The organism is Massilia sp. YIM B02443 (genome assembly GCF_030411955.1).
Lineage (GTDB): Bacteria > Pseudomonadota > Gammaproteobacteria > Burkholderiales > Burkholderiaceae_D > Telluria.
Genome location: NZ_JASNRA010000003.1, coordinates 220,025 through 240,906, shown reverse-complemented (window position 1 = coordinate 240,906; position 20,882 = coordinate 220,025). Strand labels below are relative to the sequence as shown.

At 65.4% G+C, this 20,882-nt stretch carries 23 protein-coding genes and 1 tRNA gene; 9 read left to right on the top strand and 15 right to left on the bottom strand.

What is annotated here, in order from left to right; translation table 11 throughout:
* Position 1: 1 nt before the first annotated feature.
* The 11 genes from nuoF to QPK27_RS05355 form a co-directional block, all read right to left on the bottom strand.
* Positions 2–1,297, bottom strand: a complete 1,296-nt coding sequence (gene nuoF / locus QPK27_RS05405; protein WP_290417179.1) for an NADH-quinone oxidoreductase subunit NuoF — start codon at positions 1,295–1,297, stop codon at positions 2–4.
* Positions 1,294–1,770 (bottom strand): NADH-quinone oxidoreductase subunit NuoE, encoded by a 477-nt coding sequence (gene nuoE, locus QPK27_RS05400; protein WP_290417178.1) that lies wholly within the window; start codon positions 1,768–1,770, stop codon positions 1,294–1,296. Before nuoE ends, nuoF begins: the two co-directional genes overlap by 4 nt.
* A gap of 19 nt (positions 1,771–1,789) precedes the next feature.
* On the bottom strand, positions 1,790–3,043 hold the full coding sequence (locus QPK27_RS05395; RefSeq protein ID WP_290417177.1) for an NADH-quinone oxidoreductase subunit D: 1,254 nt from the start codon (positions 3,041–3,043) through the stop codon (positions 1,790–1,792).
* Positions 3,043–3,636: an NADH-quinone oxidoreductase subunit C gene (locus tag QPK27_RS05390; protein WP_290417176.1), complete on the bottom strand. Its 594-nt coding sequence runs from the start codon at positions 3,634–3,636 to the stop codon at positions 3,043–3,045. The genes QPK27_RS05395 and QPK27_RS05390 overlap by 1 nt, the downstream gene beginning before the upstream one ends.
* Before the next feature lie 18 nt (positions 3,637–3,654).
* Complete coding sequence (locus tag QPK27_RS05385; protein ID WP_005666428.1) at positions 3,655–4,131, bottom strand: NADH-quinone oxidoreductase subunit B family protein; 477 nt, start codon at positions 4,129–4,131, stop codon at positions 3,655–3,657.
* A gap of 3 nt (positions 4,132–4,134) precedes the next feature.
* Positions 4,135–4,494: an NADH-quinone oxidoreductase subunit A gene (locus QPK27_RS05380; protein ID WP_290417175.1), complete on the bottom strand. Its 360-nt coding sequence runs from the start codon at positions 4,492–4,494 to the stop codon at positions 4,135–4,137.
* A 178-nt stretch (positions 4,495–4,672) separates the two neighbouring features.
* Positions 4,673–4,757, bottom strand: a tRNA-Leu gene (locus tag QPK27_RS05375).
* A 307-nt stretch (positions 4,758–5,064) separates the two neighbouring features.
* On the bottom strand, positions 5,065–5,532 hold the full coding sequence (secG, locus tag QPK27_RS05370) for a preprotein translocase subunit SecG (RefSeq protein ID WP_308633402.1): 468 nt from the start codon (positions 5,530–5,532) through the stop codon (positions 5,065–5,067).
* 169 nt (positions 5,533–5,701) lie between these two features.
* A complete protein-coding gene (tpiA, locus tag QPK27_RS05365) occupies positions 5,702–6,451 on the bottom strand; it encodes a triose-phosphate isomerase (RefSeq protein ID WP_290417174.1) in 750 nt (249 codons plus the stop codon).
* Between the two features lie 139 nt (positions 6,452–6,590).
* Positions 6,591–7,571, bottom strand: coding sequence for an NAD(P)H-quinone oxidoreductase (locus QPK27_RS05360; protein WP_290417173.1), 981 nt, complete (start codon positions 7,569–7,571; stop codon positions 6,591–6,593).
* Between the two features lie 128 nt (positions 7,572–7,699).
* Complete coding sequence (locus QPK27_RS05355) at positions 7,700–8,644, bottom strand: MYG1 family protein (RefSeq protein ID WP_290417172.1); 945 nt, start codon at positions 8,642–8,644, stop codon at positions 7,700–7,702.
* Positions 8,645–8,975: 331 nt separating this feature from the next.
* Between QPK27_RS05355 and QPK27_RS05350 the strand changes: the two genes are divergently transcribed.
* The gene (locus tag QPK27_RS05350) at positions 8,976–9,449 is read left to right on the top strand and encodes a hypothetical protein (protein ID WP_290417171.1); all 474 of its coding nucleotides are present in this window, start codon (positions 8,976–8,978) and stop codon (positions 9,447–9,449) included.
* Between the two features lie 10 nt (positions 9,450–9,459).
* On the opposite strand, the gene QPK27_RS05345 is transcribed toward QPK27_RS05350, so the two are convergent.
* The gene (locus QPK27_RS05345) at positions 9,460–9,966 is read right to left on the bottom strand and encodes a hypothetical protein (protein ID WP_290417170.1); all 507 of its coding nucleotides are present in this window, start codon (positions 9,964–9,966) and stop codon (positions 9,460–9,462) included.
* Between the two features lie 285 nt (positions 9,967–10,251).
* On the opposite strand from QPK27_RS05345, the gene QPK27_RS05340 reads away from it, so the two are divergent.
* Positions 10,252–11,598, top strand: a complete 1,347-nt coding sequence (locus QPK27_RS05340; RefSeq protein ID WP_290417169.1) for an SGNH/GDSL hydrolase family protein — start codon at positions 10,252–10,254, stop codon at positions 11,596–11,598.
* A gap of 22 nt (positions 11,599–11,620) precedes the next feature.
* Here the strand turns inward: QPK27_RS05340 and QPK27_RS05335 are convergent, their stop codons facing one another.
* Both QPK27_RS05335 and QPK27_RS05330 read right to left on the bottom strand, forming a co-directional pair.
* A complete protein-coding gene (locus QPK27_RS05335) occupies positions 11,621–12,244 on the bottom strand; it encodes a tetratricopeptide repeat protein (RefSeq protein ID WP_290417168.1) in 624 nt (207 codons plus the stop codon).
* 58 nt (positions 12,245–12,302) lie between these two features.
* Positions 12,303–13,088 carry a GIN domain-containing protein gene (locus QPK27_RS05330; protein ID WP_290417167.1) on the bottom strand — a complete coding sequence of 262 codons (786 nt, stop codon included), beginning with the start codon at positions 13,086–13,088 and terminating at the stop codon, positions 12,303–12,305.
* 378 nt (positions 13,089–13,466) lie between these two features.
* Here QPK27_RS05330 and QPK27_RS05325 point away from each other — a divergent pair, with 378 nt between their 5' ends.
* The 4 genes from QPK27_RS05325 to QPK27_RS05310 all read left to right on the top strand — a co-directional run bounded on the left by QPK27_RS05325 (position 13,467) and on the right by QPK27_RS05310 (position 17,417).
* Positions 13,467–14,879, top strand: coding sequence for a pitrilysin family protein (locus tag QPK27_RS05325; RefSeq protein WP_290417166.1), 1,413 nt, complete (start codon positions 13,467–13,469; stop codon positions 14,877–14,879).
* 11 nt (positions 14,880–14,890) lie between these two features.
* Entirely contained in the window at positions 14,891–16,306 is a 1,416-nt protein-coding gene (locus QPK27_RS05320) for a pitrilysin family protein (protein WP_290417165.1), read from the top strand.
* Between the two features lie 199 nt (positions 16,307–16,505).
* Entirely contained in the window at positions 16,506–16,793 is a 288-nt protein-coding gene (locus QPK27_RS05315; protein WP_290417164.1) for a PAAR domain-containing protein, read from the top strand.
* A gap of 264 nt (positions 16,794–17,057) precedes the next feature.
* Positions 17,058–17,417, top strand: coding sequence for a nuclear transport factor 2 family protein (locus QPK27_RS05310; protein ID WP_290417163.1), 360 nt, complete (start codon positions 17,058–17,060; stop codon positions 17,415–17,417).
* Positions 17,418–17,439: 22 nt separating this feature from the next.
* On the opposite strand, the gene QPK27_RS05305 is transcribed toward QPK27_RS05310, so the two are convergent.
* Complete coding sequence (locus QPK27_RS05305) at positions 17,440–18,264, bottom strand: TOBE domain-containing protein (RefSeq protein ID WP_290417162.1); 825 nt, start codon at positions 18,262–18,264, stop codon at positions 17,440–17,442.
* A gap of 94 nt (positions 18,265–18,358) precedes the next feature.
* On the opposite strand from QPK27_RS05305, the gene modA reads away from it, so the two are divergent.
* Genes modA through modC form a run of 3 tightly spaced genes read left to right on the top strand, consistent with a single transcriptional unit; the run spans position 18,359 to position 20,881 of the window.
* The gene (modA, locus tag QPK27_RS05300; protein WP_290417161.1) at positions 18,359–19,099 is read left to right on the top strand and encodes a molybdate ABC transporter substrate-binding protein; all 741 of its coding nucleotides are present in this window, start codon (positions 18,359–18,361) and stop codon (positions 19,097–19,099) included.
* 10 nt (positions 19,100–19,109) lie between these two features.
* Positions 19,110–19,796 (top strand): molybdate ABC transporter permease subunit, encoded by a 687-nt coding sequence (gene modB / locus QPK27_RS05295; RefSeq protein ID WP_290417160.1) that lies wholly within the window; start codon positions 19,110–19,112, stop codon positions 19,794–19,796.
* Positions 19,797–19,804: 8 nt separating this feature from the next.
* Positions 19,805–20,881 (top strand): molybdenum ABC transporter ATP-binding protein, encoded by a 1,077-nt coding sequence (gene modC / locus QPK27_RS05290; RefSeq protein ID WP_290417159.1) that lies wholly within the window; start codon positions 19,805–19,807, stop codon positions 20,879–20,881.
* Position 20,882: the final 1 nt, after the last annotated feature.

Here is a 20,882-nt window from a genome sequence, read left to right as displayed (position 1 = left end):
TTTAAAGGTATGCGGGCACGAGGCAGTGCTTGTGCTCGATGTGATATTCAAATTCTTCGCGGAAGTTCTTGATCATGGCTTGCACCGGCATCGCGGCGGCGTCACCCAGGGCGCAGATGGTGCGGCCCTTGATGTTGTCGGCGATGTTGTTCAGCAGATCCATGTCTTCCGGACGGCCCTTGCCATGCTCGATACGGTGCACCATGCGGTACATCCAGCCGGTGCCTTCACGGCACGGCGTGCACTGGCCGCACGATTCCTCGTAGTAGAAGTACGACAGGCGCAGCAGCGACTTGACCATGCAGCGCGTCTCGTCCATCACGATCACGGCGCCCGAACCCAGCATCGAGCCGGCTTTCGCGATCGAATCGTAGTCGAGGTCGGTCTGCATCATGACGTCGCCACGAATCACCGGCGCCGACGAACCGCCTGGAATCACGGCCTTGATCTTCTTGCCGCCGCGCATGCCGCCAGCCAGTTCCATCAGGGTCGCGAACGGCGTGCCCAGCGGAACTTCGTAGTTGCCCGGACGCTCGACGTCGCCCGAGATCGAGAAGATCTTGGTGCCGCCGTTGTTCGGTTTGCCCAGCGCCATGTAGTTCTCAGGGCCGATGTTCAGCAGGAACGGCACCGCGGCGAAGGTCTCGGTGTTGTTGATGGTGGTCGGCTTGCCGTACAGGCCGAACGAGGCCGGGAACGGCGGCTTGAAGCGCGGCTGGCCCTTTTTACCCTCGAGCGACTCGAGCAGCGCGGTTTCTTCGCCGCAGATGTAGGCGCCATAACCATGGTGCGCGTGCAACTGGAACGAGAAGTCCGAACCCAGGATGCGGTCGCCCAGGAAGCCGGCGGCGCGCGCCTCTTCCAGCGCTTCTTCGAAACGCAGGTATTCCTGGAAGATCTCGCCGTGGATGTAGTTGTAGCCCACGGTGATGCCCATCGCGTAGGCGCCGATGGCCATGCCTTCGATCAGCGCGTGCGGGTTGTAGCGGATGATGTCGCGATCCTTGAACGTGCCCGGCTCGCCTTCGTCGGTATTGCAGACGAGGTATTTCTGGCCCGGGAACTGGCGCGGCATGAAGCTCCACTTCAGGCCGGTCGGGAAACCGGCGCCGCCGCGGCCGCGCAGACCCGAGGCTTTCAGGTCGGCGATGATCTGTTCCGGCGTGATCTTTTCTTCGATGATGCGGCGCAGGGCCGAATAGCCGCCACGGGCGACGTAGTCGGACAAATGCCAGTTGTCGCCGTTCAGATCCTTGAGGATCAGCGGCTTGATGTGACGGTCGTGCAGGCTGGTCATTTATTCAGTTCCTCAAGCAGGGCGTCGATCTTCTCGTCGCTCATGAACGAACACATGCGGTGGTTATTCACCAGCATCACCGGCGCGTCGCCGCAGGCGCCCATGCACTCGCCTTCCAGCAGCGTGAACTTGCCATCGGCGGTGGTGTCGCGGTAGTCGATGCCGAGCGCGTCCTTGATGCGCTGGCCGGCGCGTTCGCCGCCCGACAGCGCGCATGGCAGGTTGGTGCACACGGTGATCTTGTGCTGGCCGACCGGCTTGATGTTGAACATGTTGTAGAAGGTCGCCACCTCTTGCACGGCGATCGCCGGCATGCCGATGTAGTCGGCGATCTCTTGCATGGTGTCAGGCGACAGCCAGCCCAGTTCGACCTGGGCGTGGGCCAGCGAAGCCATCACGGCCGACTGGCGTTGATCGGCCGGGTACTTGGCCAGCTCGCGATCGATTTTTTGATAGCACTGCGGGGATAACATAGTCTTCTCTCTGCCCTTCTTATCGGTCGATACTGCCGAACACGATATCTTGCGTACCGATGATGGCGACCGCGTCGGCGATCATGTGGCCGCGCGCCATTTCGTCCAGGCTTTGCAGGTGGACGTAATCCGGGGTGCGGATCTTCAGGCGGTATGGCTTGTTGGCGCCGTCCGACACGATGTAGATGCCGAACTCGCCCTTCGGATGCTCGATCGCCGCATACGCTTCGCCTTCCGGCACGTGGAAGCCTTCGGTGAACAGCTTGAAGTGGTGGATCAGCGATTCCATGTTGGACTTCATGTCCATCCGGTTCGGCGGTGCGATCTTGTTGTTATCGATCATCACCGGGCCCGGGTTGGCGCGCAGCCAGGCCAGGCACTGCTTGATGATGCGGTTCGACTGGCGCAGCTCTTCCACGCGCACCAGGTAGCGGTCGTAGGAGTCGCCGTTGGTGCCGACCGGTATGTCGAACTCGACCTTGTCATAGGCTGCATACGGCTGGTTCTTGCGCAGGTCCCAGGCGACGCCCGAACCGCGCAGCATGGCGCCGGTGAAGCCCATCGCTTTCGCGTCTTCCGGCGAGACCACGCCGATGCCGACGGTCCGCTGCTTCCAGATACGGTTATCGGTCAGCAGGGTCTCGTACTCGTCGACGTAGCCGTCGAAGCGTTTGGTGAACGCGTCCAGGAAGTCGATCACCGAACCCTGGCGGTGCTCGTTCAGCTCGGCGATCGCCTTGGCGCTCCTGATCGGCGACTGCTTGTGTTGCGGCATGGTGTCCGGCAGGTCGCGGTACACGCCGCCCGGGCGGTAATAGGCCGCGTGCATGCGCGCGCCCGACACCGCCTCGTACACGTCGAACAGATCTTCGCGGTCGCGGAAGCAGTACAGGAACGGACCCATGGCGCCGATGTCGAGCGCGTGCGCGCCGAGCCACATCAGGTGGTTCAGGATGCGGGTGATCTCGTCGAACATGGTGCGGATGTACTGGGCGCGGATCGGCGCTTCGATGCCGAGCAGCTTCTCGATCGCCAGCACGTAGCCGTGCTCGTTGCACATCATCGACACGTAGTCCAGGCGGTCCATGTACGGCACCGACTGCAGATAGGTGCGGGTCTCGGCCAGCTTCTCGGTGCCGCGGTGCAGCAGGCCGATGTGCGGGTCGGCGCGCTGGATCACCTCGCCGTCCAGCTCCAGCACCAGGCGCAACACGCCGTGCGCTGCCGGGTGCTGCGGACCAAAGTTCAGGGTGTAATTCTTAAGCTCAGCCATTATTTCGTCCCGTAGGTTTCTTCGCGGATCACGCGTGGGATGTTCTCGCGCGGTTCGATCGTCACCGGTTGGTAGATCACGCGCTTCTGCTCGGGGTCGTAGCGCATCTCGACGTAGCCCGAGACCGGGAAGTCCTTGCGGAACGGGTGGCCGATGAAGCCGTAGTCGGTCAGGATGCGGCGCAGGTCGCCGTGACCGTCGAACAGGATGCCGAACAGGTCGAACGCTTCGCGCTCGAACCAGTTGGCCGAGCGCCAGATCGGGGTGATCGATTCGACCAGCGGCATGTCGTCGTCCGGGCAGAACACGCGCACCCGCACGCGCCAGTTGTGCTCCAGCGACAGCAGGTGCACCACCACGGCGAAGCGCGGACCGTCGTAAGTGCCTTCGCCGTACTGCGAATAGTCGACGCCGCACAGGTCGATCATTTCTTCGAAGCGCAGGGAAGGATTGTCGCGCAGGGTCTGCATCGACTGGAGGTAGTCGGCGGCCTTGACCACCACCGTCAGTTCGCCCAGCGCCGAGGTAATAGCGGCGCCCTCGCCGAGCGCGTTGCGCAGGGCGAGTTCAAGGTTCTCGAGTTTTGTCGTCATGAAGTAGACCGATTCTTGTTAGCGCGCGATGGTATTGGTGCGCTTGATCTTGTTCTGGAGCTGCATGATGCCGTACAGCAGAGCTTCGGCAGTCGGCGGGCAACCCGGGACGTAGACGTCGACCGGGACGATGCGGTCGCAGCCGCGCACCACCGAGTAGGAATAGTGATAGTAGCCGCCGCCGTTGGCGCAGGAGCCCATCGAGATCACCCAGCGCGGCTCGGCCATCTGGTCGTAGACCTTGCGCAGCGCCGGCGCCATCTTGTTGCACAGGGTGCCGGCCACGATCATCACGTCCGACTGGCGTGGCGACGGGCGGAACACGATGCCGAAGCGGTCCATGTCGTAGCGGGCCGCGCCCACGTGCATCATCTCGACCGCGCAGCAGGCCAGGCCGAACGTCATCGGGAACATCGACCCGGTGCGCGCCCAGTTGATCAGCTTGTCGGCTGTGGTGGTGATGAAACCTTCGTTTAAAACGCCTTCAATTGCCATGGCTTATTCCCAATCAAGGGCACCTTTCTTCCAGATGTACCAGAAGCCCACGACGAATTCGGCGATGAACACCATCATCGTGATGAAACCGGTCCAGCCCAGTTCGCGCATCGAGACGCCCCATGGGAAGAAGAATGCCGTTTCCAGATCAAACAAAATAAACAGGATCGCGACCAGGTAGTACCGGACGTCGAACTTCATGCGCGCGTCTTCGAAGGCTTCGAAGCCGCATTCATACGGGGACAGCTTGGCGGAGTCGGGACGGTAGGGGCCGAGCAGACGGCCCAGCACCTGGGGCGCGACACCGACGCCGATGCCGACCAGGATGAAGAGTAAGACGGGGAGATAATTTTCGAGGTTCACGATGATGCCTATTTGAACGATCGGTTAGAAAACACACCGCATGGATGCGGCGCCGAATCGCGCGAACCTGGCAAAGGTTGCCACCAGGATCGTACGAACAATCCTCGTAAAAAAACCAGCTTAGGCAAGAGGAGTCAATCCTCATGCGCCCTTGCTGGCTTTTCTTTCATCAAATTCTTGGTGCCGACGGCGAGACTCGAACTCGCACAGCTTGCGCCACTACCCCCTCAAGATAGCGTGTCTACCAATTTCACCACGTCGGCTGGAGACCAGTATTTTACCCTGTCTTAGCACTACTTTTCAATGCTCAAATTGCGATATCACAAGGATATTTTAAGCCGAACCCACTTTGGATAATAGAAGGACTCAATTATTGAGCCGCCCTCCATTAATGCCGTCAATACCTCATGGCTTCTTGATCGTATTATCGCGCATTTATTGCAGTGCATCAAATTACTGAAAATTCTGGAACTAAAGAAACTGATTTCAGGAATCAAGAGCACATATGAAAAACGCGCCGGTGAGGCGCGCTTTCGGGATACTGCGACGGCGCCATGGGCGCCCTGCCGCTTAGTTGGTGGCAGGCGCCGGGGTCACCGGGGCCGGGGTCACCGGAGCCGGAGCCGGAGCCGGAGCGGCCGGCGCTGCCGGGACGTCCGCTGCCGGCGCAGCACTGCCTGCCGGCAGGGTCGGCACGTCGGCCGGTGCGGTCTGGGCCGGAGTGGTGGCCGGGATGCCGCTGGCCGGAGCCTGGCTCGACGGCACGGTGATGCGGCCCATCACGCCTTCGTCGGTGCCGGCGACACGGGTGTTGCCGATGTAGGCCAGCGCCAGGGTCGAGCCGAAGAAGATTGCCGCCGCCAGCGCGGTGGCCTTGGACATGAAGTTCGACGAGCCGGTGGCGCCGAACAGGCTGCCCGAGGCGCCGGAACCGAAAGCCGCGCCCATGTCGGCGCCTTTACCGTGCTGCATCAGCACCAGACCGATAATGGCCAGGGCCGAAATAACCTGCACGACGATAATCAGATTGTGGATCATTGCAATTCCATTCCAAGGTTACACTGCGTTTTTAAATTTCTTTTATTTTCGAAAGCTTCGAAAACTACTGCATTTTCAGTCGTGGCGCTGTTTACTTCTTAATTCGCTCTTATTGCCCAGCGGGTACTGCCTGCATCTGTTTAGCGCGCGTGCGGCGCTGTTTAGTGCTTTATGCAACCGCCCGGATAATCCCGAGGAAATCGGCCGCCTTCAGCGCCGCACCGCCGATCAGGCCGCCGTCGATGTCCGGCTGCGCCATCAGGTCGCGAGCATTTTCCGGCTTCATGCTGCCGCCGTAAAGGATTTGTACGTTTTCAGCACTTTCTGCGTTGCAATCACGCAGCTGCGCGCGCAGCGCGGCGTGCACTTCCTGCGCCATCGCCGGGGTCGCGGTCTTGCCGGTGCCGATCGCCCATACCGGCTCGTAGGACAGCACGATCTTGGCGGCCGCGCCCGGCCCCAGCAGCGCCAGCACCGCGCCCAGCTGCGCGCCGACCACGGCCATGGTCTCGCCCGCCTCGCGCTGGGCCAGCGTTTCGCCGACGCACACGATCGGGGTCAGGCCGGCGTCGAGCGCGGCCTTGGCCTTGCGCGCCACCAGTGCATTCGATTCGCCATGGTAGGCGCGCCGTTCGGAATGGCCGACGATCACGTAGCGGCAGGCGAAGTCGCGCAGCATGGCGGCGCACACCTCGCCGGTGAACGCGCCGCACGGCTCGGTCGCGACGTCCTGCGCGCCCCACGCCACGGCGCTGCCCGCGAGCAGCTGTTCGCACTGGAACAGATACGGCGCCGGCACGCACACCGCGCAATCCGCGCCGGTGCCGTCCAGCCCCGCGAGAATGCCGTCCAGCAGCGCGGCATTGGCTTCGCGGCTGCCGTTCATCTTCCAGTTACCTACGACGAGTTTGGAACGCATACTACCCCATGATGAATAACCCGCTATTCTAGCGGTCGATAATCTGACGGTCAAACAATGGCTGAGCCACTTGTTCGACCATTAAGCGGTCCCGGACGCCTGCATCCGGCCCGCCGTTTGACTGTTGCACCGCTGCGGCTTACACCACCTGCAGCACGATCTTGCCGACGTGGGTGCTCGACTCCATCAGCGTGTGCGCCTCGGCCGCCTGCTCCAGCGGGAAGATGCGGTGGATCACCGGTTTCAGCTTGCCCTGGCCAAACAGCGGCCACACCTGCTCGCGCAACTGGCGCGCGATCGCCGCCTTGAACGCCACCGGACGCGGCCGCAAGGTCGAGCCGGTGAGGGTCAAACGGCGGCGCAGCACCTGCCCCATGTCGAGATTGGCCTTGGCGCCACCCAGCAGCGCGATGATCACCAGGCGGCCGTCGTCGGCCAGGCAATCCACTTCGCGCGCCACGTAGTCGCCGGCGACCATATCCAGAATGACATCGACACCTTTATTGTTCGTTAGTTCCTTGACCACGGCGGCAAAGTCTTCGTTGCGGTAGTTGATGCCGCGCTCGGCGCCCAGCGCCTCGACCGCGCGGCATTTGTCCGCGCTGCCGGCGGTGGCGAACACGCGGTGGCCGAGCGCGGTGGCAAGCTGGATCGCGGTGACGCCGATGCCCGAGCTGCCGCCCTGCACCAGCAGGCTTTCGCCGGCGGCCAGGCGGGCGCGGTCGAACACATTGCTCCACACGGTGAAATAGGTTTCAGGCAGGGTCGCCGCTTCGAGCGGGCTCAGACCTTCGGGCAGCGGCAGACACTGTTCGAGCGGCGCGGCGCAGTATTCGGCATAGCCACCGCCCTGCACCAGCGCGCACACCATGTCGCCGCGCTTGAATCCGCTGTCGCCGAGGTCGCCGTCGACGATCTCGCCGGCCACTTCCAGGCCCGGCAGATCGGAGGCGCCCGGCGGCACCGGATAGTGACCCATCCGCTGCAGCACGTCGGGCCGGTTGATGCCGGCGGCGTGGACGCGGATCAGGATTTCGCCTGCCTTCAGGACCGGCCGGGGCCGTTCGCACAGTTGCAGGACCTCAGGTTTACCCGGCTGGGTGATTTCGATGGCGCGCATGCAATGCTCCCGAGTTACCAAAACCGCAATTGTACGGGAGACGCGCGATGCGTGCGCCGGGCCGGACCGATCGTGCGCCGTCCTGTCGGTCCGCTTTCAGCCAGAAATATTCAAGATCTTGACCTTGGTCAAGCTGCGGCTTCGGCAAGTGCCTGGCGCGCCATGATGCGGATGCCGTCGTAGGAGCGGGCCGCGGCGATGAAGCGTCCGGTATGGCAGAACACGGCGTCCGGCACGCCCGTCACGGCGGCCAGGTCGGCGTCGCGCAGGCCGGCCCAGCTGGCCGGCAAGTCGGCGCGGGCGTCGAAGCTTTCGGCGTCGACCGGCACCGTGTGCAGGATGTAGCGGTTCTCGAGGATGCTGTAGCTGATCACGAACAGCACCTTCGGCATTTCCTTGCGCACCACGCTGCTCCACGGCAGCGCGGCATTCTTCAGGAACAAGACGCGCCCGTCTTCGAGCGCCTCGGCGGCGCGCACCTGGCTCACTGCCAGGATCGCCCCCACGCGGTAGCGCACGGCATTCGCCATGATGTCAGTGAGGAATTCCAGCGCGCGCATGAACTGCGCCATGCGGAACGCCTCCACCGCCTCGCCATAGCCCAGGCGCTGCTCGTCGAGCCAGCCGGGATTGAAGCCCGATACGGTGGCCGACAAGCCGTAGCTGCCGGGCGCGCTGCGCGCCACGCCGACGTCGGACAGGTCCAGGTATTGCACCACGTCGGCGTCGATCGCATAGGCGATCTGCTGGGCGGTGTCGTCCGCGATCTGCTGCCCGGTATGCTTCTCGGCCAGCACGGCGACGCAGCGCGCGCCGAACTCTTTCCAGACCAGGCCGGCGCTGGCATAGGGCACGCCGCTGGCGCGGGCGCCGTCGAATTCCTTCTGGTGATGGTCGAAGCGGCCAGTGGCCGGGTCCCAGATGCCGCCGACGTCGATGGCGAAATCGGCAGCTTCGATACGGGCCGCTTCGCGCGTGCGGACGATCTCCGCATCGGGGAACAGCACCTTCAGGACGGCGACCGCCCACGCGTCGTCCGCGTGGAATTTGCCGCCGTGAGTGGCAATCAACATACAAGCTCCAAATGGCCCGGGCTCAGGAAACAGAGCGCGGGCAAGTGATACAAACGCATTATTCAGAGGCGAAGCCTACCACGCCGGCGGGCCGGACCGCGCTCTGGCGACATATCGAGCATGTAACGCACTTGGTTCGTCGAAACAAGTCCGTGACTATCCGTGCATTTTTATTGCCGTACGGAACTTATACTGCACGGGCTGTCGGCTTGGCCAACCGATGCCCGGTGACAGCTTTTTCACAGAAGAGGAAGCAATGGTGCACGTAACACTCGGATGGCAACGCATTAAATGGTTACCGGACGATAGCTGGTCAAAGAAAACGCTCCCGATGTTGGAAGACATGGGACTAACGCTCACCGAACTCAAGCGTTCGGTGTATGTCATCAGGCTCAATGGCGAATACTGCATCGACTACCCGTGGGGAACCTCCCCGACCGTGTACGTCGGTGAAGGCAACTTCCACCAACGGATCAACAAGCACCGTGAATGGGTGACCGAGCTGAAACAGCTGGTCGGCGACTTCGAATTCGAAGTCTGCATCGCCGTGCCCCGGATTCGCAACAGCGAGTTCGCATACAAGGACGCGGAGGCCGCCATTCTCGAGCGCTTCGGCCAAAAGTATGGCTCGGCGCCGCTGTGGAACAAGCAGTTCGAAACCCGTTGCTGCCCACATTACGAATATGCCGACAAGTCGATCAACGACGTCATCGGCAAACGCTCCGGTTCGCGCTACGAGTGGGCACTGCGTCCCCTTAACTCCTCACCGTTCTATCACAACTACATGCGGACGCATCTGGAGTAATGCCGACCGCTCAATGGTGTGGAATGCTGTCCGCGCCATTGCCGACGACGGCTCGCCTGCTCTCGCGCGCTGCGAGCGAACGCGCCAGCACCTTGTGGCGGTGCTGGAAAAACTGCTTGACGAACCAGCCGACGACCGGCCCCGCGAAACGGGGCGAGAATTCCAGGTTGTCGGTGACCAGCGTGCCGTCGCCGGACGCGGTCACCACGCGCTCGTGGCGCCAGGAACGCATCGACAGCAATGGCGACTGTTCGACGAAGCGGTGGCCCGGCTCGATCTCGGCGAAGGTCAGTTTCGACATGTCGATCGGGAACAGGCCCAGCAGCAGGAACTGGCAGCGGCACAGCGGTTTGCCCAGTGCGGTTTCCTTGCCGATGTGGGTCATTTCCTTGGGGAAGGTGATCTTCAGGATGGGCCACATTTCGGACTTGATGCCGCGGATCGAGGTCGACCAGGACCAGACCTCCTGGGTGGAGGCCGGGACCTTGGTTGCAAGTGAAAATCGAACTGTTGCCATGTCAGCCTCCGTGCGGTTGGGTCAGTTCCATACTGAACGCCCGTTCGTTAAGCTTCAGTTCGTTACTTCGCACTTCGGCACCTTCGCGTAGAACTTGTTCAAAATCTGGTGTTTTCCGCCAACAAGCGGTGTCAATACGCGTATTTTCCCTTCGGAATCTCAACCTGAGCGCAATTCGATGCTGCGCAATGAAGAGGTCCGCTGCCGTCTATGCCGAGGTCGGTACGGGGGCTAGATTGTTCAGACGAGCTCATGCTTGCTGCATGGCCGCTTCGAAAGCCATCCATGACCACACTTTCCACCCTCCTCGACGTCGCCGCCCGGCTGGCGTCCGATTTCACGACCACCTTGCGCCGGCTGTCGCCCGCGCGCCGTCGCCTGCTGCTGGGCAGCGCCATGCTGGCCGCCGCCATCGCCCTGCCCGGCGCGCCGGCCGTGGCCCAGCACTGGGACAATGCGCGCTGGCAAGGCGCCTGGGGTACGGCACCGGCCGGTCCACCGCCCGACGCCGGCCTGCAGACCTTCACCAACCAGACCGTACGCCTGATCGTGCGCCCGAGCATGGGCGGCAACCGGGTGCGCATCCGGCTGTCCAACGAGATGGGAACGGCGCCACTGACCGTCGGCGCCGCCGCAATCGGCCTGCGCGCGTCCGGTTCCGACCTGGCGCCGGGAACCACGCGCGCGCTGACCTTCGGCGGGCGCGCCGGCGTGACGCTCGCGCCCGGCACGCCGGCGTTGTCCGATCCGGTCGACCTGAACCTGGCGCCGCTGGCCGACGTCGCGGTCAGCCTGTACCTGCCAGGCTTGATGCCGGCCACCACGCTGCACGGTACGGCGCTACAGACGGGATATGTCTCGACAGCAGGCGACTACAGCAACGCCACCGCGCTACAGGTCGAACGCACCATCACGCAATGGCCGTTCCTGACCGCGCTCGACGTCGACGCCGGGGGCGCGGCGATCGTGGCGCTGGGCGACTCGATCACCGACGGCACCCGCAGCACGGTCGACGCCAACAGCCGCTGGACCGACGTGCTGGCGCGGCGCCTGCAGACCACGCGCGAGGCCCGCGCCGCATCGCCCCCGCGCCCGAGCGTGGTCAATCGCGGCATCAGCGGCAACCGGCTATTGGGCGCCAACAGCGCCAACCTGCTGGCCGGGCGCAGCGCGCTGGAACGGTTCGACCGCGACGTGCTGGCGACTAGCGGCGCGCGCCACCTGGTGGTACTCATCGGCATCAACGATATCGGCAACAGTTCCGCGAGCAATCCGGTGACGGCGGAGGACCTGATCGCCGGCTACCGCCAGCTGATCGCACGCGCCCGCGCCGCGCGCATCGCCATCATCGGCGCCACGCTGCTGCCGTTCGAAGGCGCGGCGTACTACTCGGTGGAAAAAGAGGCGCTGCGCCAGGCCGTGAATGCCTGGATCCGCAGCGGCGACGAGTTCGACGCCGTGATCGACTTCGACCGCGCCACGCGCGACCCGGCGCGCCCGAGCCGCCTGCTGCCGGCCTACGACAGCGGCGACCACCTGCATCCGGGCGACCTCGGCTACCAGGCGATGGGCAATGCGGTGCCGCTCGAGTTGTTCCGGACAGCGGCGGGCGTGACCGCGCCACCGCGCTGACATCGGCGCCTTGGCCGGTGCATCAGCCTTCGCCGCCGGTGCGCGACGCCGTCGGCAAGCTGGTCCCCGGCTTCCAGGTGCGCGACAAGGCCTGGGCCTCCTCGATCTGCTCCTGCGACATGCGTTTGGCGATGGCGGCGCGCTGGTCGGCGGCGTTGCGGTTGCCGCCGGCCGCGGCCAGGTTCCACAGCATATAGGCCAGCACCGAATCCTGCGGCAGGCCGGCCACATGGTAGCGGTACATCAGCCCCAGCGCGTGCTGGGCTTCGGCGTGGCCCTGCTCGGCCGCCTTGCGGAACCAGGTGACGGCATGCTTCTGGTCCTGCGGCACCGCGTTGCCGGTGTAGTACATGGCGCCGACCACGTACTGGGCATCCGACTTGCCCTGCAGCGCCGCCTTGTGGTGCCAGGCGAAGGCCTGCTTGTAGTCGCGCGTGACGCCGCGTCCCATGTAGTACATCAGGCCCATCAGGTGCTGGGCGTCGGCGTTGCCGGCCCTGGCCAATGGCGTGATCTCTTTCAGCGCCAGCGCATAGTTGCGGGCGTTATAGGCGCTCGCCCCTTCCGCAAAGCCGGCCACGGCGCCCGGCTGCAGGCAGAATTGCAGGACGATCGCCAGCGCGATCGCTAGGAATGGTTTTTTCATGTCTCGTGCACGGAAATCAACAACCCCGTCGTCTCAGGTCGCTCGTCGAGCGCCGCCATCATTTCCAGTTGACCTTGCCAAGGCCGTCGAGCACCACCTTGCGGTTGGCCGGCTTGCCGAACACCGTCACCGAGCCCATCCCCGACAGCATCAGGTTGGCGCTGTTCTGGGCGTTGACGGTGGCGTTGCCCAGGCCCGACAGCTCGAGCGCCACCGATTCCACCGTGCACTGGCGCGCATCCAGGCTGCCCAGGCCACCCAACTCGCCGCGCAGGGTCTTGCTGCGCCCGGACAGCGTCACCAGGCCGGCCCCGTTCAGGTTCAGTTCGATCGCTTCGCTGTCCATCCCATGCACGCGCAGGCTGCCGACGCCGTCCAGGCTGGCCGAGATGAAGCGGTAGTTGGACGACACCTTCATCGACCCGGCGCCGTCCAGGCTGATCTCGAGCTTGTCGCCCGAGAAGCCGCTGACCTCGGTGGCGCCGACGCTTTCGGAGGTCACCGCGCGCAGTTCGGGCAAGACCAGTTCGGCGCGCAGGCCTTCGCTGCGGCCGAAGTTGAAGCTGGCCGAGCGCATCTCGGTGTCGATGTTGAGGGTGTCGCCGCGCTGCTGGGTGGTGGTCTTGCCGAGCAGGCGCGCGTCGCCCGTGAGCACCAGCTGCGCACTGCTGCCCTGGCGGATGCGCAGGTCGACCACGCCGTCGAGCTTGACGCGCACCACGCGCGCGTCGATCGGACGCGTCTCGGTGATCGTGTCGGTGGCGGCCTGCGCGCAGCCGGAGACGGAGACAGAGGCGGCGCCCCAAAAGGCCGCCGCCACGCCCAGCTTGGTCAATTGATTCATCGGGTTCTCCGGTTCTCGTCGTTGTTCTTCTGCTTGTTGTCGCCATACGTTACCAGCAACGCGGCGCCCGCTCCACCAAAATTATTTCATCTGAACAATCTGGTAGGTTTGGCATGCCGAAACTATATCGCCGTGCCGGGCACGACCCCAGCGGCATGCGACGAACTGCACGAAACGGCGCCTGGAGCGTCGTCCGGCGACCCTGCATGCCACCTGCATACCGTCCACATGACAGCCACATGTCACGTGTATGCATATCAAAAAGATTACTTATCAGCATGCCGTTGCGCTAAGATCGTTGCGCCGCCGGGCAGCGGAGCATGACCCCGTCCTGTCCGGTGCATCACCCAGAATTCGATAAAAGAGGAACCCATGCGCATGCGCCAACTCCCTGCCCTGCTGGCCGGGCTTTCGCTGTCGATGTCGGCCGCCGTGACTGTCCACGCGGCGCCATCGGACCAGTGGACCCTGCCGGTCAACGTCAAGAAACTCGACAATGGCCTGACCGTCATCGTCTCGGAAGACCGCAGCTCGCCGACCGTCGGCGTGTCGGTGGTGTACCACGTCGGCATGCGCCTGGAGCCGAAGAACCGCACCGGCTTCGCCCACCTGTTCGAGCACCTGATGTTCCAGGGCACGCCGCACGCGCCGAAAGGCGTGTTCGACACCACCATCACCGCCGGCGGCGGCTGGAACAACGGCTCGACCCGCGCCGACTTCACCAACTACATCGAGACCGCGCCCTCCACCGCGCTGGAGCCAATCCTGTGGCTGGAAGCGGACCGCATGAAGACGCTCGACTTCAATCCGGCCACGCTGAAGAACCAGCAGGACGTGGTCAAGGAAGAGATCCGCGTCAACGTCAAGAACCAGCCATACGGCGGCTTCATGTGGATCGACATCGGCCAGCACGCCTTCCAGAAGTGGGAAAACAACCACGACGGCTACGGCAGTTTCGAAGACCTGGAGAACGCCAGCCTGGACGACGTGCGCGCTTTCCACCGCGACTACTACGGCCCGAACAATGCGGTGCTGGCGATCGCCGGCGACATCACGCCGCAGCAGGGCTTCGCGCTGGCCCAGAAATACTTCGGCAGCATCCCGGCGCGTCCGACGCCGAAACCGACCGACTTTTCCGAGCCGCTCAATACCGTCGAAAAACGCATCCAGCAAAGCGATGCCCACGCCCAGGTGCCGGCCATCGCCGCCGCCTGGAAGGTGCCCGAGCGCGGCAGCCGCGACCAGGCGCCGATCGCGGTGCTGGCCGAACTGCTGGGCGGCGGCGACGCCTCGCTGTTCTACCAGGGACTGGTCAAGGGGCGCGAGATCGCGCTCAATGTCGACACCATGTTCGGCCTGACCAGCCCGTGGGAATACAACGGCCCGACCCTGATGACCGTGTTCGCGTTGTACAAGCCGGACAGCAGCGCCGACGCCATGCTCAAGGCGATGGATGAAGAGATCGCGAAAATCGCCAGGAACGGCGTCGATGACGCCACCTTGACGCGCGTGAAGACCCGCATGCTGGCCGACTGGAACAACAAGCTGGAAAGTTTCGTGAACCGCGCCGACACCATGGCGCGCATGCAGACCCTGTGGGGCGACGCCAACGTGGTCAACAAGATCCCGGGCTGGATCGAAGGCGTCACCTCCGCCGACATCCAGCGCGTGGTGAAGACCTATATCGTACCGACCAACCGCACCGTGATTGACCGCAAGCCGGCCGCCATGCTCGCCGCTGAAAAGGGCGCCACCAAGACCACCGCGCCAGCCGGCGCCACCCAGAAATAAGGAGCGCATCGATGAAAAAACTGATGCTCGCAATCGCCGTCTCGGCGGCCCTGGCGCCGCTGGCCGTGCACGCCGCCGCCGACGTGAAAACCCCGGCCGGCATGCCGGCCTTCGGCAAGGAAGCCACGATCCCGGCGCCGAAGATCGCCAAACAGACCCTGTCCAACGGTCTCACCGTGTGGGTGGTGCCGCGCCAGGGCCTGCCGCGTGTCGACTACGTGCTGGCGCTGCGCGGCGCCGGCTTCGCCGCCGACACCCCGGCCCAGTCCGGCTTCGCGGCGATGCTGGCCGGCATGCTCAACGAAGGCACGGCCAAGCGCGATTCGCGCGCCATCGCCGAAGCGGCCCAGAGCATGGGCGGCGAAGTCGGCGCCAGCCCGGCGGCCGACGGCATCGTCATCTCGGCCAACGCCCTCGCTTCGCACGCGTCCGGCATGATGGAACTGCTGGCCGAGGTCGCGCGCCAGCCATCCTTCCCCGAGAACGAAGTGGCGCTGGCCAAGGCCAACGCACTGCAGGCGCTGCGCGTCTCGGAAACCCAGCCGACCTTCCGCGCCGAGCGTGCGATCAAGGCGGCCGTCTACGCCGACCACCCGTACGGCCGCACCGACCCGACCGTGGCCTCGATCAACGCGGTCGACGCCAAAGTGCTGCGCGCCGAACACGCGCGGCGCTTCCGCCCGGACCACGCGCTGCTGGTGGTCACCGGCCGCATCAGCGAGGCTGAAGCGATGAAACTGGCGCAAGCCGCCTTCGGCGACTGGAAAGCCAGCGGCCCGGCCCTGCCCGACACGCCGCCGGCCGCCGTCAGCGCCAAGCCGGCGCGCATCGTGCTCAAGCGCGAAGGCAGCGTGCAGTCGACGCTGCGCCTGGGCAGCCCGGGGATTGCCGCCAGCGCCGCCGACCAGATCCCGCTGCGCCTGGCCAGCACCATCCTCGGCGGCGGCTTCTCGAGCCGCGTCAACACCAACCTGCGCGAAGAAAAGGGCTACACCTACGGTGCCTCGGCCGGCGCGCGCATGAGCCGCGCGGGCGGCATGATGGTGGGCGGCGCCGACGTGCGCAACGAAGTCACCGGCGCCGCGCTGAAGGAATACTTCGGCGAATACGCGCGCATCGGCAGCGAGCTGGTGCAGCCCAAGGAAATGGAGATGAACAAGCGCTACGTGGCGGGCGGCTACCTGCTCAGCAACCAGCTGCAGCGCTCGGTCGCGGCGACGCTGGCCAGCAACTGGCTGGTGGGGCTGCCGCCGGAATTCCTGGGGCAGTACGTGCCGCTGATCCAGAAAGTCACGCCGGAGCAGGTGCGCACGGTGGCGAAGAAATATTTCGCGCCGGAGCGGCAGTCGATCGTGGTGGTGGGCGATCCGTCCAAGCTGGATGAGCAGTTGAAGCCGTACGGGCAGTTCACGGTCGTCGAGAAGTAAGCGCGGTCCGCGCTTGCGTAGACGCCCCCCGGCCCGAAGACCGTCATTGCCGCGATTGGCGGCAATGACGGTCTTTGCGCTATTGGAAGAACGAAGTTGCTGACTGCACGCGCGCAAGACCGTTGCACGATTGTGTGCGCGCAAACCCATTCACGGCGCCGCTGTCTAAGCTGGCCTTTTCCGTTACCCGCCAGCCACGATGCCCCGACGCTTCTACATCACCCTCGGCGCCCCCACCACCGCCGGCGGCAAGGTCTCCTCCGCCAGTTCCCTGCTCTCGGTCAACGGCGTCCGCACCGCCCTCGAAGGCGACAGCGTCTGGTGCGAAGGCTGCCATTCGAACGGCGTCATTGCCCTCGACGCCCCGCGCGACGGCGCGCGCGACAATGGCCGCCAACATGCCCTCAGCGGCGACCTGTGCCTGTGCCGCTGCGAGCCGCCGCCGCGCCTGCTGCCGGCGCAGGAAGGATCGTCACAAACGCGCTGACCCGCTCCCCGGCCAGGCCGACAAGGCCTGCTCGGCCACCGCCGCCAGCATCGCGCGGCTGAAGCCGGCCTTGCCCTGCACCGCCATGCCGTGCATGCCACGGTGTGCTTCCTGGCCGGGGCCGGCGGCCGGCTACATCACCGGCGGCGTCATCGACTTGGCCGACGGCATCGGCGTCTGACAAGTAGCGCCAGCCGTGCGCCGCGGCGCCTTGCGCTAGACTTTCAGGCAGATGCATGTCCCCTTCAATCACTGGAGAATCACATGTCCGAACTGAACAAATCCATTCTGCAAAAGGCGAACGCGGCGGTCAGCGCCGGCGACAACGAGGGCTTCCTGGCGTTCTGCGCCGACGATATCGTGTGGTCGACGGTGGGCGGCGAAACACTGCGCGGCAAGGACGCCGTGCGCGCCGCGATGCAGAAGGAATACGTGAATCCGCCCGCGTTTTCGGTGCACACCCTGATTGCCGAGGGCGACTGGGTGGTGGCGCTGGGCGACATCACGACCGCCGGCGCGGACGGCCAGCCGGTCGCCAACGCCTACTCCGACGTCTGGCGCTTCCGCGACGACAAGATGGTCGAGCTGCGCGCCTTCGTCGTACCGACCGGCGAACACGGCTAGCCTGCCCAACCAGCCCGGATAATCAGTCCGGCACGCCCAGGATCACGCTCGACGCCTTGAACAGGGCGGTCGCCGCCGCCCCTTCGGCCAGGCCCAGCGCGGCGGCGCTCTCGTTGGTGATGGTGGCGGCCACGCTGCCGCCGCCCGGCAGCGCGATCACCACTTCCGAATTGACGGCGCCGCGCATCACGCGCGTCACGGTTCCCTGCAACTGGTTGCGCGCCGACAGCCGCGCGCCTGCGCCTTCAGTCATCACGATCACCGACGACGACTTGATCAGCGCAAATGCCTGGCGTCCCGGCGCCAGCCCGAGATTCTCGGCGCTCTCGCGCGTGACGATGGCGACGATCTGCTGGCCGCCGGCGATCCCGATCACGACTTCATCGTTGACGGCGCCGCGGTCGACGCGCGCCACTGTGCCGAAGAACTGGTTGCGGGCGCTGGTCCTCATCTTGAACCTCGTGAACAGAGCCAGGTCGTCGGCCAGCGCGGACGGCGAGCCTGCGGCCTGGCGGTTGAGTCGTTCGAGAAAGTCATTGTGCACCTGTTCGATCATCCGGAAATTGTCCACCAGCCCGACGCCGCGCGCCGTCAGCCGGGTGCCGCCGCCGCCCTTGCCGCCAGTGACGCGCTCGACCAGCGGCTCGCCGGCCAGGTTGTTCATGGTGTCGATCGCGTCCCACGCCGCCTTGTAGCTCAGGCCGACCGCCTTGGCCGCACCGGTGATCGAGCCGAGGCGCGCGATCGCCGCCAGCAGTTCGACCCGATTCGCGCCGCCCAGGTTCTCGCCGCCGACGGTCATCCACAGCTTGCCTTCGAGGGCGATGCCCTTGTCTGCCTTGTCCATATTCTGCTTCGTTGCCTGTCATCCAAAATTTCGTTATATACTCGCGTTTATAGCGCTTGCTCTGCAGTCCGAGCATATCCCTTTTGGAGAAAACATGAAACGTCTTGCCAGCCTGATCGCCCTCCTCGCCTGCGCCGGTGCCCACGCGGGCGAAGTCCAGGTCGCCGTCGCCGCCAACTTCGCGGGACCGATGGAAAAGCTGGCGGCCGAATTCCAGCGCGACACCGGCCACAAGGCGATCGTCGCCACCGGCGCCACCGGCAAGTTCTACGCCCAGATCCGCAACGGCGCGCCGTTCGAGGTGCTGCTGGCGGCCGACGACGAGACCCCGGCGAGGCTGGAGAAGGAAGGCCAGATGGTCGCCGGCTCGCGCTTCACCTATGCGGTCGGGCGCCTGGTGCTTTGGTCGGCCAAGGATGCGTACGTCGACGCCAGCGGCAACGTCCTCAAGACGGGCGGCTTCAGACACCTGTCGATCGCCAATCCGAAGACGGCGCCGTACGGCGCGGCCGCGGTCGCGACGCTCGAGCGTCTCGGCCTGCGCGACCGGCTGCAGCCGCGCATCGTCCAGGGCGAGAACATCGCCCAGGCATGGCAGTTCGCCAGCACCGGCAACGCCGAACTGGGCTTCGTGGCCCAGTCCCAGGTCTGGCGCGACGGCAAGTTCACCGCGGGTTCGGGCTGGATCGTCCCGGCCAGCATGCACGACCCGATCCGCCAGGATGCGGCGCTGCTGAACAAGGGCGCCGGCAATCCGGCGGCCCGGGCGCTGCTGCAGTACCTGCGCAGCGACAAGGCAAAGGCCCTGATCCGCAGCTTCGGCTACGAAGTGTGAGGCCGTGCTGATGGCGCTGGATTCGACCGACCTGGCCGCGATCTGGCTGACCCTGAAACTGGCTACCGTCGTCACCCTGCTGCTGCTGTTGATCGGCACCCCGCTGGCCTGGTGGCTGACGCGCACCCGCTCGCCGTTCAAGCGCGTGGTCGGCGCGCTGGTGGCGCTGCCGCTGGTGCTGCCGCCGACCGTGATCGGCTTCTACCTGCTGTTGATGATGGGGCCTGACGGCCCGCTCGGCCGGCTGACCGGCGCGCTCGGCCTGGGCACGCTGGCCTTCACCTTCACCGGCCTGGTGATCGCCTCGGTGTTCTATTCGCTGCCGTTCGTGGTGCAGCCGCTGCAAAACGCGTTCGAGGCGATCGGCCCGCGTCCGCTGGAAGTGGCGGCCACGCTGCGCGCCGGGCCGTGGGACACGTTCTGGTCGGTGGTAATGCCGCTGGCGCGGCCGGGTTTCGTGACCGGCGCCATCCTCGGCTTCGCGCACACGGTCGGCGAGTTCGGCGTGGTGCTCATGATCGGCGGGAACATCCCGGACCGCACGCGCGTGGTCTCGACCCGGATCTACGACCACGTCGAGGCGATGGAATACGCCCAGGCCCACTGGCTGGCGGGCGGCATGCTGGTGTTCAGCTTCGTGGTGCTGCTGCTGCTGTACACGCTGTATCCGCAGTCGATGCGGGGGGCCAACCGATGAACGGAATCATGACTGCGATCCGTACCCGCGTGCGCATCGTGCGCGACGGCTTCGAGCTCGACGTCGACCTGTCCCTGCCGGGACGCGGTGTGAGCGCCCTGTTCGGCCATTCCGGTTCCGGCAAGACCACGCTGCTGCGCGTGCTGGCGGGACTCGAACGCGCCCCCGGCGCCTTCGTGGCATTGGGCGACGAAGTGTGGCAGGACGATGCGAACCAGGTGTTCGTGCCGACCCACCGGCGCGGCGTCGGCTACGTGTTCCAGGAGCCGAGCCTGTTCGAGCATCTCGACGTGCGCGCCAACCTGGAATTCGGACGCAAGCGCCTGCCGGCCGCCGATCGCCGTTTCGACCTGGGCCAGGTGACCGGGCTGCTGGGCATCGGCCACCTGCTCGACCAGCGCCCGGCCACGCTGTCGGGCGGCGAGCGCCAGCGCGCGGCGATCGCGCGCACCCTGCTGTCGTCGCCGCGCCTGCTGCTGATGGACGAACCGCTGGCCGCGCTCGACCTCAAGCGCAAGCTCGAGATCCTGCCGTATCTCGAACGCATGCACGACGAGCTGGCGCTGCCGGTGGTCTACGTCAGCCACTCGGCCGACGAAGTGGCGCGCCTGGCCGACCACCTGGTGGTGCTGGACGCCGGCCGCGTGAGCGCCAGCGGCGCCCTGGCCGCGACGCTGGCGCGGATCGACGTCGCCGGCAGCTTCGAGGACGATGCCGGGGTGATGATCGAGACGGTGGTCAGCGGGCACGATGCCGACGGCTTGTCGCACCTGGCGTTCCCGGGCGGGACGCTGTTCGTGGCGCGGCGCGATGCCGTCACGGGGGGCCGGATGCGCTGCCGCATCCACGCGCGCGACGTCAGCCTGGCGCTGGAGAAGCCGCGAGGGAGCAGCATCACCAATATCCTGCCGGCGACGGTGGAAACGGTGGGTCCCGGCGGCGCGCCAGGGCAGGTGCTGGTGCGGATGCGGATCGGAGAGACGGCGCTGCTGGCGCGGATTACGGAGCGCTCGCGGCGCGAGCTGGATATTGTGGCGGGGCGAGAGGTATGGGCGCAGGTGAAAGCGGTCGCATTGCTCGCCTGAA

Excerpts from the sequence above, each read along its gene's own strand:
- QPK27_RS05320 (WP_290417165.1), top strand. The coding sequence starts at position 14,891 with ATGAAAAAACTGATGCTCGCAATCGCCGTCTCGGCGGCCCTGGCGCCG.
- QPK27_RS05395 (WP_290417177.1), bottom strand. The coding sequence starts at position 3,043 with ATGGCTGAGCTTAAGAATTACACCCTGAACTTTGGTCCGCAGCACCCG.
- QPK27_RS05345 (WP_290417170.1), bottom strand. The coding sequence starts at position 9,966 with ATGGCAACAGTTCGATTTTCACTTGCAACCAAGGTCCCGGCCTCCACC.
- secG (WP_308633402.1), bottom strand. The coding sequence starts at position 5,532 with ATGATCCACAATCTGATTATCGTCGTGCAGGTTATTTCGGCCCTGGCC.
- QPK27_RS05315 (WP_290417164.1), top strand. The coding sequence starts at position 16,506 with ATGCCCCGACGCTTCTACATCACCCTCGGCGCCCCCACCACCGCCGGC.
- nuoF (WP_290417179.1), bottom strand. The coding sequence starts at position 1,297 with ATGACCAGCCTGCACGACCGTCACATCAAGCCGCTGATCCTCAAGGAT.
- modA (WP_290417161.1), top strand. The coding sequence starts at position 18,359 with ATGAAACGTCTTGCCAGCCTGATCGCCCTCCTCGCCTGCGCCGGTGCC.
- QPK27_RS05330 (WP_290417167.1), bottom strand. The coding sequence starts at position 13,088 with ATGAATCAATTGACCAAGCTGGGCGTGGCGGCGGCCTTTTGGGGCGCC.
- QPK27_RS05385 (WP_005666428.1), bottom strand. The coding sequence starts at position 4,131 with ATGGCAATTGAAGGCGTTTTAAACGAAGGTTTCATCACCACCACAGCC.
- nuoE (WP_290417178.1), bottom strand. The coding sequence starts at position 1,770 with ATGTTATCCCCGCAGTGCTATCAAAAAATCGATCGCGAGCTGGCCAAG.
- QPK27_RS05310 (WP_290417163.1), top strand. The coding sequence starts at position 17,058 with ATGTCCGAACTGAACAAATCCATTCTGCAAAAGGCGAACGCGGCGGTC.
- tpiA (WP_290417174.1), bottom strand. The coding sequence starts at position 6,451 with ATGCGTTCCAAACTCGTCGTAGGTAACTGGAAGATGAACGGCAGCCGC.
- QPK27_RS05360 (WP_290417173.1), bottom strand. The coding sequence starts at position 7,571 with ATGCGCGCCATCGAAATCACCCAGCCGGGTAAACCTGAGGTCCTGCAA.
- QPK27_RS05390 (WP_290417176.1), bottom strand. The coding sequence starts at position 3,636 with ATGACGACAAAACTCGAGAACCTTGAACTCGCCCTGCGCAACGCGCTC.
- QPK27_RS05355 (WP_290417172.1), bottom strand. The coding sequence starts at position 8,644 with ATGTTGATTGCCACTCACGGCGGCAAATTCCACGCGGACGACGCGTGG.
- QPK27_RS05305 (WP_290417162.1), bottom strand. The coding sequence starts at position 18,264 with ATGGACAAGGCAGACAAGGGCATCGCCCTCGAAGGCAAGCTGTGGATG.
- QPK27_RS05335 (WP_290417168.1), bottom strand. The coding sequence starts at position 12,244 with ATGAAAAAACCATTCCTAGCGATCGCGCTGGCGATCGTCCTGCAATTC.
- modB (WP_290417160.1), top strand. The coding sequence starts at position 19,110 with ATGGCGCTGGATTCGACCGACCTGGCCGCGATCTGGCTGACCCTGAAA.
- QPK27_RS05325 (WP_290417166.1), top strand. The coding sequence starts at position 13,467 with ATGCGCCAACTCCCTGCCCTGCTGGCCGGGCTTTCGCTGTCGATGTCG.
- QPK27_RS05340 (WP_290417169.1), top strand. The coding sequence starts at position 10,252 with ATGACCACACTTTCCACCCTCCTCGACGTCGCCGCCCGGCTGGCGTCC.
- modC (WP_290417159.1), top strand. The coding sequence starts at position 19,805 with ATGACTGCGATCCGTACCCGCGTGCGCATCGTGCGCGACGGCTTCGAG.
- QPK27_RS05350 (WP_290417171.1), top strand. The coding sequence starts at position 8,976 with ATGTTGGAAGACATGGGACTAACGCTCACCGAACTCAAGCGTTCGGTG.